A 13,031-nucleotide genomic window follows, 5' to 3' on the forward strand; every position below is an offset into this window, starting at 1 on the left:
CGACACGTCAGGCCCCCTTCGGCGGAACGAGCTGGAAGTAGATCGCGGTCATCGAGAAGTTCGCGACGAACAGCAGCATGAACGTGATGACGACCGACTGGTTCACGGCGTCGCCGACGCCCTTCGGGCCGCCGCCCGCGTTGCAGCCCTTGTACGACGCGACGACCGCGGCGATGAACCCGAAGACCAGCGCCTTCGCCTGCCCCTGCCACAGGTCTGGGAGATGCGCGAGCGCGGTGAAACTCGCGATGTAGCTACCGGGGGTGCCGTCCTGGAGGACGACGTTGAAGACGTAGCCGCCCATCACGCCGACCACGCTGACGAAGCCGTTCAGGAAGAACGCGACCAGCATCGTCGCGAGCACCCGCGGCACGACGAGGCGCTGGATCGGGTCGATACCGAGCACCATCATCGCGTCCAGCTCTTCACGAATCTTCCGCGACCCGAGGTCCGCGCAGATCGCCGAGCCACCGGCTCCGGCGATCAGCAGCGCGGTCGCGATCGGCGACGCCTCCCGTACGACGGCCAGCACCGCGGCGGATCCGGTGAACGCCTGCGCGCCGAACTGCTTGATCAGGCCGCCGACCTGCAGCGCGATCACCGCACCGAACGGGATCGCGACCAGCGCGGTCGGGATGATCGTCACGCTCGCCACGAACCAGGCCTGCTGGAGGAACTCCTTCACCTGGAACGGCCGGCGGAACGTGGCCCGGCCGGTGTCGAGAGCGAAGGCGAACAGTGAACCTGCCTGCTTCAGCGGGGCGGTAGCGCTCACAGTCACCGGGCGCCCACCGCATTCGATTCGAAGGAGCCCGGCGGCGGGGTGACGCCGTTCTCGCGGCACCACTCTCCCGGCGGGCGCTGGGTCGGCCGGAGCATGCCGCTACTGGGCAGCTGCTGGATCGGGATCGGCGGCAGCGGCGGCAGTTCCTGGCCGGCCTCGGCGGCCAGTTCGTCGGCGTCCTTCTCCTCGGACATGCCGATCGGGCCGACCATCTGCGCGTTCAGGAACTGGCGGACCACCGGCTCCTCGCTGGACAGCAGCATCTCCCGCGGGCCGAACATGGCCAGGTGCCGGTGGTAGAGCATGCCGATGTTGTCCGGCACGGTGCGCGCGGTGTTGACGTCGTGGGTGACGATCAGGAACGTCGGGCTGAACGCCTCGTTCAGGTCGATCATCACCTGGTTCAGGAACGACGTACGGACCGGGTCCAGGCCGGAGTCGGGCTCGTCGACGAGGAGGATCTGCGGGTCCAGCACCAGCGCGCGGGCCAGGCCGGCGCGCTTGCGCATCCCGCCGGAGATCTCGCCGGGCAGTTTCTTCTCCGCGCCCACCAGGCCGACCATCTCCATCTTCTCCATCACGATGGAGCGGACGTCGGACTCGGACTTCTTGGTGTGCTCGCGGAGCGGGAACGCGACGTTGTCGTACAGGTTCATCGAGCCGAACATCGCGCCGTCCTGGAACAGCACGCCGAACAGCCGCCGTACGTCGTACAGCTCGCGCTCGCTGCAGGTGGCGATGTCGGTGCCCTCGATGTACACGTGGCCCTTGTCGGGCTTGAGCAGACCGATCAGCGTCTTCAGGAACACGGACTTGCCGGTACCGGACGGGCCGAGCATCACGCAGATCTCACCGGCCGGCAGCGTCAGGGACACATCGCCCCAGATCAGCTGGCTGCCGAAGGACTTGGTGAGACCTTCGACGCGGACTTCTACGCCCACCGGCCCTCCTCACGGGAATGTCTGCTGGTCCCCGACCGACGACGTTCTGCCGTCCCAACGACGGGGCAGTGGCCTAGGTTACGCACGAGTACGGTTTTCCGTAACCCCTGAAAGTCAAGCGGATGAGATCCTAGCGAGCCGAAATGCCAGAAGGGCGGCCCCCCTGCGGGGACCGCCCTTCTCTACACATTCGTTACGTCCCGCAGCGGAACGTAATCGAAGTTACTTCAGCGTGACGGTGGCGCCGGCGCCCTCGAGGGCCTCCTTGGCCTTCTCCGCGGCAGCCTTGTCGACCTTCTCCAGGATCGGCTTCGGGGCCGACTCGACGAGGTCCTTGGCCTCCTTCAGGCCGAGGCTCGTGAGACCGCGCACCTCCTTGATGACCTGGATCTTCTTGTCGCCGGCCGCCTCGAGGACGACGTCGAACTCGTCCTGCTCCGCAGCCTCTTCGGCAGCGGCAGCCGGGGCGCCCGGAGCAGCGGCAACGGCGACCGGGGCGGCGGCGGTGACGCCGAACTCCTCCTCGAACGCCTTAACGAACTCCGACAGCTCCAGCAGGGTCAGTTCCTTGAACTGGCCGAGGAGCTCTTCGGTGCTGAGCTTCGCCATGGTGGCGGTCCTTCCTAACAATGGTGCTTGGTGATCACTGATGGGGGTGTTACGTGAGCTGCCTCAGCTGTCGGCTGCGGCAGTCTCCTCGGTGCTCGCCTCGGCAGGTGCCTCGACCGTGTCCTGAACGTCCGCCACTGCGTCCTGCACAGGGGCTTCCGCGGCCGGCAACTTGTCCTGCAGCGCCGCGAACAGGCGCGCGGCCTGCGACAGCGGAGCAGCGAACAACGACACCGCTTGCTGCGGGGCCGCCTTCATCGCACCTGCGAGCTTCGCGAGGAGAACCTCACGCGACTCCAGGTCAGCGAGCTTGCTGATCTCGTCAGAGCCGAGTGCCTTACCTTCCAGCACTCCACCCTTGATGACGAGCAGGGGGTTCGCCTTGGCGAAGTCACGCAGTCCCTTGGCCGCAACCACCGGGTCGCCCTTGATGAAGGCGATTGCCGAGGGGCCTTCGAGCAGCGAGTCGAACGAGTCGACTCCCGCATCCTTGGCCGCGATCTTGGTCAGCGTGTTCTTCACCACGGCGTAGTTCACGTCGTCACCGAGCGAAACTCGCAATTGCTTGAGCTGCGCAACGGTGAGACCGCGGTACTCGGTCAGCACGGCGCCGTTGGAGCTACGGAACTCGTCCGTCAGCTCCGCGACAGCGGCTGCCTTGTCCGGCCTCGCCATGGGGGTCTCCTTCTTTCGGCTTCCTTGCCGAGGACCCCTGACAATGAAAAACGCCCCTGCGCAGGCGCAAGGGGCGTGAACATAAATGTCACTATCCAAGTCACCTGCGCGGGCCGCCCACCTGAGTGGGACTTTCAGCTACCTAGGGCAGCAACCAGCGGTCTTCGGCTCGATAACAGTATCAACGTCCAGCTTGGCAACCAAATCGGTTGCTCAGGCAGATTGTTCTGCTCTCGGATGCGGTGGGATCCAGCGGTGCATGGCGGTGGCCGCCGCCCAGCCGGTTCCGGCCATGATCACGATCGCCGGCCCGAGCCCGAGCAGTGCGGTCGCGCCCGCGAGTAAGAGGGGGCCGGCGCCGTTGCCGGTGTCGGCGAAGAGGCGGAAGGCGCCGAGGAACTGGGCCCTTCCGATCGGCGGTGAGGCGTCCGCGCCGAGGGTCATGATGACCCCGGCGCCCAGGCCGTTCCCGATCCCCATCAGCAGCGCGACCGCGGTCAGCGTGGCCATGGTGTGCGTCAACGGCAGCAGCAGATGTGCCAGCCCCAGCACGATCATCGACGGTACGGCGACCCACTTGCGACCGAGCCGGTCCATCACCGAACCGGCCGGATAGAACAGCAACATGTCCACCGCACCGGACAGTCCGAAGATGATGCTGGTCGTCTGCGCGTCCAGCCCGATGTGCAGCGCCCACAGCGGGATCACCACCTGCCGCGACGCCCGCACCGCCCCGACGAGCAACGCTCCGACACCGAGAGTCCGCAGTACCGGGAAGTGGTCGCGGATGACGCCCCAGGTCGACTGTGCCGCGATCGGTCCCTTCCCGCGTCTGTTGGCGACGTCCGGCAGGCTCACCAGGACCGCACAGGCGAGTACTGCGGCCACCAGGTGCACCCAGTACGCGCCGTCCGTACCGAGGAACTTCATCGCGCCCGCACCGAGGAACGGGCCGATGAACGAGCCGATGCGCTGTACGCCGCCCAGTGTGGACAGTGCACGCGCCCGTAGCTGGATCGGTACGGCCTCACTCAGGTAGGCCTGTCGGGCGAGGCCCCAGACGGCACCGGCCAGTCCGGTGCAGCCGATGGCGATGGCCAAACCCCAGACGGTGGGAACGACCAGACAGGCTGCCAGTGCAAGCGCTACGAGGACGGTGGCGGACAGCATCGCGCTGCGCTCGCCAATGCGGTTCGTGAGTGCGCCAGCTGGGATGTCACCGATCACCTGGCCCAGTCCGGCTGCAGCAACGACCAGACCGGCTACAGCGACCGAGGCGCCCAGGTGCGTGGCCGACAGCGCTACGACGGGTGCGATCGCGCCTTGACCGATTCCGTACAGCAGAGCGGGCAGATAGACCGCAGGTGCGATTTTCCAGAGGCTCCGGGCCTGTGACATCACCGGCCGCCGGCCAGCGCCGTACTGCGGTCCCGGGCGACCGGGGTGGCCCCCAGCAACTCCGACACCGACCAGGCACCTTCGGCGACCCTCATCCCGAACTCCTCCATCCGCTCGACCGGCATCCGCATCTCGGGGCCGGAGACACTCAGACAGCCGGCGACCTCACCGGAGTAGCCGAACACCGGCGCCGCGACGCTGCAGATCCCTGGCGTCCGCTCGGTCCGCGACATCGCGTACCCGCGCCGGCGGATCGCCGCGAACTGCTCCGCGAGCACCTCCGGGTCGGTGATCGTCGCGGGCAGCACCTGTTCGAGCGGGCCCTTCAGGACCTCCTGCTGCCGCTCGAATGGCAGGAACGCGAGCAACGCCTTCCCCGGCGCACCGAGCGGCAGGGCGACCGGCAGGCCGAACTCCGTGTAGGTACGGCGCAACTGGTGATGGCTCTCGACCTGGTCGAGGACGACGCGCTGCCCTGACGGGAGCAACTCGTGCACCGCCGCGGTCTCCCCTGTGTCATCGCGGAGTGCACGCAGCACCGGCAGGGCAGCGTCACGTAGGCCAGCCGGAATCCCGCCGCTGTGCGCCAGTTGCACGACCAGCGGGCCGATCGCGTACCGGCGGTGGGCGGTCTGCCGGACGAGCCCGTTCTCCTGCATGGCGAGCAGCAGCCGGTGCACGGTGCTCGTGGACAGGCCGGTCGCCCGCGCCAGGTCGCTGATCCCGAGGTCCGGCGTGCGCGCGTCGAAGCAGCGGAGGATGGCCACAGCGCGGTCGATCGACTGCACCGAACCGCGCGTTTCCTGCATGGTGAAACTTTATCCCGCGATACGGGAAAGCTGTCGAGGTAGTGTCCAGCCGGTGAGCATCACCGCCTCCTGGAGCCGGCTCGACGACTGGCTCGCCCAGCACGCTCCGACGACGTACGCCGTACTCGCGCCGCCGGCCACCGACGCGGAACTGGAGACGGCTCAGCGCGTGGTCGACCTGCCACCCGAGCTGATCGAGTCGCTGCGGTGCCACAACGGACTGACGTCCTGGGCGAACCTCCTACCGGAGGCGCCGCCGTCGAGCGCAGCCCAGATCGCCGAGAACTGGCAGCTGCGGATGGACCTCGCCGAGGATGTCGACGGTTTCGCCGTCCATCAGCCCGAACCGGAGCCCTACTGGCATCCGGCCTGGATCCCGTGGGCCGACGGTGACGGTGATCTGCAGGTCATCGACCTGCGCCCCGGGCCCGTGCGCGGGCGACTGGGTATGGCGGCTCACGACGGGACCGGCGACTTCGACACCGCCTGGCCGGACCTCGCGTCGTACCTCTCGGAGGTGGTGCATTCACTGCACCACGGCACCGGCGTCAACGGCTGGTACCCGTACCTCACCACCCGCCAAGAGCTCTGGTGGGATCTCGGCCCGGACCAGCAGACCGTCAACGACGAGCCACTGATCCGGGTACCGGTCACGAACTAGCTCAGGACCGCAAGTGCGTCGATCTCGACGAGCATGTCCGGCAGCGGCAGGCCGGTGAAGACGGTGGTCCGCGAAGGCAGCACACCGCTCGGCGTGCGGGTCGACACGAACTCGGCGTACGCCTCGTTCATCGCGGCGAAGTCCTCGCGCTGGGTGAGGTAGACGCGCAGCATCACCACGTCGTCGATGCTCCCGCCACCGGCCTTCAGGATCGCCTCGATGTTCTGCAGCACCCGGGTGGTCTGGGCCTTCACGTCACCCTTGAACACGAAGTCGCCGCTGGCCGGGTCGACCGAGCCCTGGCCGGAGACCTGCAGGATGTTGCCCTTGCGGACGCCCTGCGAGAACACCGGCATCGGCGGCGGCGCGTCGGTGGTGGAGACTGCGGTCTTGTCGGACATCAGGTCTGACACCTCTCAGTTGTAGTCGGCACTTCAGTTGTAGTCGGCACTGATCGCGTTGGCGGTGGCGAGCAACTCGGGGAGCAGCTCGAGCACCTGGTCATAGTTCAGCAGTACGTCGGGCACCGACAACGACACGGCCCCGACAACGCGCCCGGTGCTGTCACTCAGCGGCGCCCCGATGCAGTTGATGAACGACTCGTGCTCTGCCTTGTCCTGCGCCCAGCCACGCGCTTTGGTCACCTGCAGCTCGTCCCGCAACCGGTCCGCGTCGGTGATGGTGTTCGGCGTGTACACCTTGTAGTCCAGCATCGCCAGCACCGCCTCCCGTTGCCGTTTCGGCTGCGCAGCCAGCAGCACCTTGCCGACCGCAGTGCAGTGCAGAGCCGCCGGTACGCCGACCTGCGAGTACATGCGCACCGAGCGCACACTGTCGAGCTTGTCGACGTAGATGACCTCACCGTTCTCCCACGCGGCCAGGTGAACCGTCTGGCCGGTCTTCTGGTTCAGCTCGCGCAGATGCGGTGCAGCAACCTGCCGTACGACGTGTTGCTCGCGCGCGACGTCCGCGAGTGCGAACAGCTGCGAGCCCAGGCGGTAGCGATGCGCCGAGTCACGCCGTACGAACCGCTCTGCCTCCATAGTGCGTAGGAGCCGCAGCACTGTCGTCTTGTGAACGCCTAGCTCGGTCGCGAGCTGGTCAAGCGACCGCTCCCCCTCGCCGAGGCTCTTGAGGATCTGCAACGCCCTGCCGAGGCTCTGACTCATACCGCACCGATCTTCGTCGCCGCCCACTCCTCGTCGGTGCAGGTCAGCAGTCGCTCACGCACCTCGCGGACTGGAGGCGGTGCGTGGTCCTCTGGCGCTGTCAAAACAGCTGCCGCAGTCAAATGCCCCAACCGCAACCGCTGCACCATCGGAAGCTGTTGCAACGTGCCAGTGAGGAATCCCGCCGCAAACGCGTCCCCCGCTCCGACGGTCTCCACGACACCTACCGACAGCGCTGGGACCTCGGTACGGCCGTTCTGCTCGAGCACCATCGCTGTGTGCGCGTCATCCTTCACCACCAGAGTCGGCACCCCGATGCGCTCGTACAGCTCGTCCGGATCACCTGTCCCTGCGAAGACCTGCGCCTCGTCAGCACCGATCAGCACGATGTCGGCCGCTTTCAGCAACCGCCACAACGGCTCGGGATCCCTGTCCCGCCACAGCGCCGGCCGCCAGTTCAGGTCCACGCTGAGCAGGAACTCACGTGGCTCGGTCGCCAGCCGCTCCAGCATCTCCGCACTGGTGGTGGAGATCGCTGCAGTGATTCCGGTCGTGTGCACCAGCTTGGCCTGCTTGAGTCGCTCGCTGACCTCCGACCGGTCCAGGAACCCGGGGTCCATGGCAGCAGCCGCGGAGCCGGTCCGGTAGTAGTGCATGCGGGAGCGCCCGTCCTCCGACTCCTTCACGTAGAGCGCGGTCGGCCGGAGCGGGTCCAGCTCCACACCTCCGACGTCGACACCACGCGCCTGCAGATCCCGCAGTACGTGCTGGCCGAAGCCGTCGTCACCGAGCCGCGAGATCCACCCGGTCGGTACGCCGAGCGCCGCCAGCCCACCGGCCACGTTGCACTCCGCCCCGCCGACCGACCGCCGGAACGTCTCCACGTCTTTGAGGGGCCCCGGCCCGCCCGCCAGCATGATCATCGCCTCACCCAGGCAGATCGCGTCCGTCTCAGGGAGCGGTTCGGGCATCGGCACTCCTTGGCGGCGGGGTGATGGGATAGGGACGCGCGTTGACGTGACTTCGGGCGCGATGCTACAACCGACGAGTCAGAATACGCAATGAGCGTTGCGTATTCTGCAATCCCAACCCAGGGGGTTAGATGCCTGCTTACGATGCCGACACCGTCGCCGCTCTCGCCGATCAGCAGGTGAGCTGGCAGGACAAGGCCCTGCCGCCCGCCTTCTGGGGCCGTACCGTCGCGGAGGTGCTGGCCGGTCGGCCTCGGCTGTCCCAGCTCCCCACTCCGCTGATGACGCTGTCGGCTCCCGGCCTGCGACACAACGTCGACACCCTCGCCACCTGGTGCACCCGGCACGGCGTGGAGCTCGCGCCGCACGGCAAAACCACGATGGCGCCCGCCCTCTGGGCGATGCAGCTGGACGCCGGTGCCTGGGCGATCACCCTCGCGAACGGGTTCCAGCTCGGCGTCGCCCGCGCGTACGGCGTACAGCGGGTACTGATCGCCAACGCGGTGATCTCGCCCCTGCAGCTGCGCTGGATCGCCGACGAGCTCGCGGCCGACCCGTCGTTCGAGGTGATGATGTGGGCCGACTCGGTCCGCACCGTCGAGATCATGGAGGCGGCCCGCTCGGCGTACGTCGGCGCGGACGCCCGACCGCTCGACGTGATGGTCGAGGTCGGCGGCATCGGCGGCCGGACCGGCGCCCGGGATCTCGAGACCGCGCTGGCCGTCGGCGACGCGATCGCCGACGCGTCCACGCTGCGCCTCGTCGGCGTCGCCGGCTACGAAGGCGCGATCGGGCACGGCGTCGACGAGGCCAACCTCGAAGAGGTCCGCGCGTACCTGAGGGAGCTCGCGACCGTTCACCACCGGCTCCGGCCGCTGTACGACGACGACGTCGTACCGATCGTCAGCGCGGGCGGGAGCCAGTACTTCGAGCAGGTCGCGAAGGTACTCGCGTCGGAGGCGGGCGAAGGCGCTCGGGTAGTACTGCGTTCCGGCGCGTACATCTCCCACGACGACGGCCTCTACCGTCGGCTGTCGCCGCTCGGCGAGCACCCGCGGACGGACGGCGAGCAGCTCGTGCCGGCCATGCATGGGTGGATGCGGATCACATCGCAACCCGAGCCGGGCCTGGCGATCTTCGACGGCGGGCGCCGCGACTTCCCGTTCGACCAGGACTATCCCGAACCGCAGCTGATCCGGCCGCGGTCGGACGGCTCGCCGATCCTGCCGGCTACCGGGATGAAGGTGACGAACCTCAACGACCAGCACGGCTACCTGCAGTTCGGCGACGACCAGGACGTGGTGATCGGCGACGAACTGCGCGTCGGCCTGTCGCATCCCTGCACGGCCTTCGACAAATGGGGCCTGATCCCGGTCGTCGACGACCCGGACGCCGCGGACCCCGTCATCGTCGACCTGGTCCGGACGTTCTTCTGACATGAGCGATCTGCTGATCACGGGGGCCTTGGTCGTCGACGGCTCCGGCGCACCCGGGTACCACGCCGACGTCGCGGTGGACGCCGGCCAGATCGTGGCCATCGGCAACGACCTCCCGGCCGCGCACCGGACGATCGACGCGGACGGGCTGGTGCTGTCGCCCGGGTTCATCGACATGCACTCGCACTCGGACCTGCAGATCCTGGTCAACCCCGACCACACCGCCAAGGTCAGCCAGGGCGTGACGCTCGAGGTCCTCGGCCAGGACGGCCTGTCCTTCGCCCCGATCGACGGTCCGACGCGGGCCGTCGTACGCCGCCAGATCGCCGGCTGGAACGGGGAACCGGACGACTTCGACTTCTCCTGGTCGACGGTCGCCGGGTACCTCGACCGCCTCGACCAGGGGATCGCCTGCAACGCGGCGTACCTGGTCCCGCAGGGCACGCTGCGCCTGATGGTTGTTGGCACGTCCAACCGTCCGGCGACCGTCGAGGAGATCGCGCGGATGAAGCAGTTGCTCGCCGACGGCCTGCGCGACGGGGCGGTCGGGATGAGCAGCGGGCTCACGTACACGCCCGGCATGTTCGCCGGCACCGACGAGCTGGTCGAGCTGTGCGAGGTCGTCGCGTCGTACGGCGGGTACTACGCCCCGCATCAACGCTCGTACGGCAAGGGCGCTCTCGACGCGTACGCCGAGATGGTCGACGTGGCACGCCGCTCCGCGTGTGCGCTGCACCTGACCCACGCGGTGATGAACTTCGCCCCGAACGCCGGCCGAGGCGCCGAGCTGGTCGAGATGATCGACAAGGCGCTCGCGTCCGGGGTGGACGTCACGACCGACACCTATCCGTATCTCCCCGGGGCCACGACCCTGGCGGCGATCCTGCCGAGCTGGACAGCCGAGGGCGGACCGGACGCGCTGCTCGCCCGGCTCCGCGATCCGTCCGCGCGGGAGCGCATCAGCTACGAACTGGAGCAGATCGGGACCGACGGCTGCCACGGCTGCGTGGTGGAGTGGGACACGATCGAGATCGGCGGCGTCCGCAACCCGGCCCTGTCCGACGCGGTCGGCAACACCGTCGCGGCCCTCGCGGCACGCACCGGCACGCCGGCCTCGGACGTCTTCTTCGAGATCCTGCTCGCCGACGACCTCGCCACCTCGATCCTGCAGCACGTCGGCCACGAGGAGAACGTGCGCGCGATCATGCAGCACCCGTCGCACACCGGCGGCTCGGACGGGATCCTGGTCGGCGGGAAACCGCACCCGCGGTCGTGGGGCACCTTCCCGCGGTACCTCGCCCGCTACGTCCGCGAGCTCGGCGTACTCGACCTCGCCGACTGCATCCACCACCTCACGGGCCGTCCCGCCCGTCGCCTCCGGCTCCCGGACCGCGGGCTGATCCGCGAGGGGTACGCCGCGGACCTGGTCCTCTTCGACCCGGTCACGGTCCAGGACACCGCCACGTTCCCCGAACCCCGCCGGCAAGCCGCAGGCATCCCGTACGTCTTCGTCAACGGCACCCCTGTCATCGACGACTCCCACCGAACGGCCACCCGCCCCGGCCGCTCGATTCGCCGTACCGCCAGCTGAAAGGAACTTGTTGTGAACACCCTGGAGCTGCTCAGAGCCGATCAGGTTCTGACTGTCGTCCGCGCCCCGGAGATCTCGGACGCCCGCGACCTCTGCGCCGCGTTGGTTGCCGGCGGCATCCACGTCGTCGAGCTCACCTACACCACCCCGGAGCTCCCCCGGCATCTGGAACGCGCCGCCTCCACCGCGGCCGAGACCGGCGCGGTCGTCGGCGCCGGCACCGTTCAGACCGGGGACCAGGCCACGCAGGCGATCAACGCCGGTGCCCAGTTCCTCGTCACCCCCGGGCAGGGCCCTGAGGCCGGCGCGATCGCCGAGGCCGCGCGTACCGCCGGCATCCCCGTGGTGCTCGGCGCCTTCACGCCGTCCGAGGTGATGACCGCGCTCGCCCTCGGCTCGGCCGCGGTGAAGATCTTCCCCGCCCACCAGCTCGGCCCGAAGTACTTCAAGGACCTCAACGGCCCGTTCCCCGGCGTCCAACTGATCCCGTCCGGCGGCGTCAACGCCACCAACGCCCCGGACTTCCTGGCCGCCGGCGCCCTGGCCGTCAGCGCCGGCACCGACGTCGTCTCCCCCACCGACGTAGCCGCCTCCAACTGGGAGTCCATCACGGCGAAGGCCAAGAGCTTCTGCGCAGCTATTGAACGGTGATGCTGCCGTAGCTGGTTCGTAGGTAGAGGCGGTTCGAGGAACTGGGGTCGTTCGGTACGTCGACCTGGGTCGAGCCTTGGGCCGCGAGCGCGTCGATCGCGTACGTCGCCGTACGCGGGAGCTGCACCATGAGAGAACCCTCGCTGGCCGTGGCGGTGACCTGATTCGGTGCACTGTCGAAGAGCATGTCGATCGAACCGTGCACCGCGTCCACCGAAACCCGCGGGCTCCGCACTCGAGTCAGGGTGACCGACGCGTCGGTGGCTTCCACTGTCAGCGGCGAAGCGACGCCGGTCGCAGTCATCGACGTCCCCTCTGCCTTGGCGTGGACGGCGGCCGTGCTCGGCACCTCCACCGTCAGCTCCACGTCGCAGCGCACGTCGGGACAGGTGGTCTCGACGTCCAGCACGCCGCCGACCGTCGACGCCTTGACGACGGGCTGCGCGACGGCGTACGTCCCGTCGACCGTCACATGCACCTGTCCGTCGGCGCTCGCCAGCAACTGCAACGCCACGCCCGACACCACCTTCACGCCTTGCGGTCCGGGCGTGAACGAGGCCGAGTACTCGTACGGCAGTTTCCCCCGGATCAAAGACACGGTGACCGCTGCGCCGGTGATCATGAGCACCAGCACCGGCACCAGTCCGATGATCAGCATCCTGCGCTGCGCGTTCGTCATCACGTATCCAGGTACTTGAGCACGGCGAGCACCCGGCGGTGCTCGCCGTCGGTCGGCGACAACCGGAGCTTCAGGAAGATGTTGCTGATGTGCTTCTCCACGGCGCCTTCACCGACGACGAGTGCCTGGGCGATCCCGGCGTTCGACTTGCCCTCCGCCATCGCCCGCAGCACGTCCTGTTCCCGCGGACTCAGCACCGCGAGCGGATCGAGCTTCCGCGATCGCACCAGCAACTGCGAGATCACTTCCGGATCCAGCGCCGCGCCACCGCCCGCGACCCGGCGCAGCCCGTCGATGAACTGATCGACATCCGCCACCCGGTCCTTGAGCAGGTACCCGACACCGCCCGGGTTGCCACCGATCAGTTCACTCGCATAGCGCTCCTCGACGTACTGCGACAGCACCAGTACGCCGACCTCGGCGTACTGCTCGCGGATCACCAGTGCCGCCCGCAGTCCCTCGTCGGTGAACGACGGCGGCATCCGTACGTCGACCACGCACACGTCCGGCCGATGCGCCTCGACCGCCTTCAGCAACGCGTCGCCGTCCCCGACCGCCGCGACCACCACGCAGTCCTGCTCCTCCAGCAGCCGCACGATGCCCTCACGCAGCAGCACCGAGTCCTCGGCGATCACCACCCGCATCTGCTTGATCTCC

General features: G+C 68.4%; 15 protein-coding genes. 4 read left to right on the plus strand and 11 right to left on the minus strand.

Going from position 1 to position 13,031, the window contains the following annotated elements:
* Positions 1-7: 7 nt before the first annotated feature.
* The 6 genes from OHB24_RS05765 to OHB24_RS05790 all read right to left on the minus strand — a co-directional run bounded on the left by OHB24_RS05765 (position 8) and on the right by OHB24_RS05790 (position 5,216).
* On the minus strand, positions 8-781 hold the full coding sequence (locus OHB24_RS05765; protein WP_130384661.1) for an MlaE family ABC transporter permease: 774 nt from the start codon (positions 779-781) through the stop codon (positions 8-10).
* Positions 778-1,725, minus strand: coding sequence for an ABC transporter ATP-binding protein (locus OHB24_RS05770; protein WP_327637892.1), 948 nt, complete (start codon positions 1,723-1,725; stop codon positions 778-780). The genes OHB24_RS05765 and OHB24_RS05770 overlap by 4 nt, the downstream gene beginning before the upstream one ends.
* A gap of 222 nt (positions 1,726-1,947) precedes the next feature.
* Entirely contained in the window at positions 1,948-2,334 is a 387-nt protein-coding gene (gene rplL / locus OHB24_RS05775; RefSeq protein ID WP_130384663.1) for a 50S ribosomal protein L7/L12, read from the minus strand.
* A gap of 63 nt (positions 2,335-2,397) precedes the next feature.
* Entirely contained in the window at positions 2,398-3,009 is a 612-nt protein-coding gene (gene rplJ / locus OHB24_RS05780) for a 50S ribosomal protein L10 (protein WP_327637893.1), read from the minus strand.
* Positions 3,010-3,222: 213 nt separating this feature from the next.
* Positions 3,223-4,407, minus strand: a complete 1,185-nt coding sequence (locus OHB24_RS05785; RefSeq protein WP_327637894.1) for an MFS transporter — start codon at positions 4,405-4,407, stop codon at positions 3,223-3,225.
* Positions 4,407-5,216 (minus strand): IclR family transcriptional regulator, encoded by an 810-nt coding sequence (locus OHB24_RS05790; RefSeq protein ID WP_327637895.1) that lies wholly within the window; start codon positions 5,214-5,216, stop codon positions 4,407-4,409. Before OHB24_RS05790 ends, OHB24_RS05785 begins: the two co-directional genes overlap by 1 nt.
* 52 nt (positions 5,217-5,268) lie before the next feature.
* Between OHB24_RS05790 and OHB24_RS05795 the strand changes: the two genes are divergently transcribed.
* On the plus strand, positions 5,269-5,877 hold the full coding sequence (locus OHB24_RS05795) for an SMI1/KNR4 family protein (RefSeq protein WP_327637896.1): 609 nt from the start codon (positions 5,269-5,271) through the stop codon (positions 5,875-5,877).
* Here OHB24_RS05795 and OHB24_RS05800 read toward each other — a convergent pair.
* The 3 genes from OHB24_RS05800 to OHB24_RS05810 are packed head-to-tail and all read right to left on the minus strand — an operon-like array spanning position 5,874 to position 8,017.
* Positions 5,874-6,278 (minus strand): RidA family protein, encoded by a 405-nt coding sequence (locus OHB24_RS05800; RefSeq protein ID WP_327637897.1) that lies wholly within the window; start codon positions 6,276-6,278, stop codon positions 5,874-5,876. The genes OHB24_RS05795 and OHB24_RS05800 overlap by 4 nt on opposite strands.
* Before the next feature lie 33 nt (positions 6,279-6,311).
* Entirely contained in the window at positions 6,312-7,046 is a 735-nt protein-coding gene (locus OHB24_RS05805; protein ID WP_327637898.1) for an IclR family transcriptional regulator, read from the minus strand.
* Entirely contained in the window at positions 7,043-8,017 is a 975-nt protein-coding gene (locus OHB24_RS05810; RefSeq protein WP_327637899.1) for a sugar kinase, read from the minus strand. The genes OHB24_RS05805 and OHB24_RS05810 overlap by 4 nt, the downstream gene beginning before the upstream one ends.
* Positions 8,018-8,148: 131 nt before the next feature.
* Between OHB24_RS05810 and OHB24_RS05815 the strand changes: the two genes are divergently transcribed.
* Genes OHB24_RS05815 through OHB24_RS05825 form a run of 3 tightly spaced genes read left to right on the plus strand, consistent with a single transcriptional unit; the run spans position 8,149 to position 11,695 of the window.
* Positions 8,149-9,453 (plus strand): amino acid deaminase, encoded by a 1,305-nt coding sequence (locus OHB24_RS05815; protein WP_327637900.1) that lies wholly within the window; start codon positions 8,149-8,151, stop codon positions 9,451-9,453.
* A gap of 1 nt (position 9,454) precedes the next feature.
* Positions 9,455-11,044 carry an N-acyl-D-amino-acid deacylase family protein gene (locus OHB24_RS05820; RefSeq protein ID WP_327637901.1) on the plus strand — a complete coding sequence of 530 codons (1,590 nt, stop codon included), beginning with the start codon at positions 9,455-9,457 and terminating at the stop codon, positions 11,042-11,044.
* Between the two features lie 12 nt (positions 11,045-11,056).
* Entirely contained in the window at positions 11,057-11,695 is a 639-nt protein-coding gene (locus OHB24_RS05825) for a bifunctional 4-hydroxy-2-oxoglutarate aldolase/2-dehydro-3-deoxy-phosphogluconate aldolase (RefSeq protein ID WP_327637902.1), read from the plus strand.
* On the opposite strand, the gene OHB24_RS05830 is transcribed toward OHB24_RS05825, so the two are convergent.
* Entirely contained in the window at positions 11,682-12,374 is a 693-nt protein-coding gene (locus OHB24_RS05830; RefSeq protein WP_327637903.1) for a DUF4097 family beta strand repeat-containing protein, read from the minus strand. The two genes, OHB24_RS05825 and OHB24_RS05830, sit on opposite strands and share 14 nt — an antisense overlap.
* A complete protein-coding gene (locus OHB24_RS05835; RefSeq protein WP_327641020.1) occupies positions 12,374-13,018 on the minus strand; it encodes a response regulator transcription factor in 645 nt (214 codons plus the stop codon). Before OHB24_RS05835 ends, OHB24_RS05830 begins: the two co-directional genes overlap by 1 nt.
* Positions 13,019-13,031 lie beyond the last annotated feature (13 nt).

Source organism: Kribbella sp. NBC_00482 (genome assembly GCF_036013725.1).
GTDB lineage: Bacteria > Actinomycetota > Actinomycetes > Propionibacteriales > Kribbellaceae > Kribbella.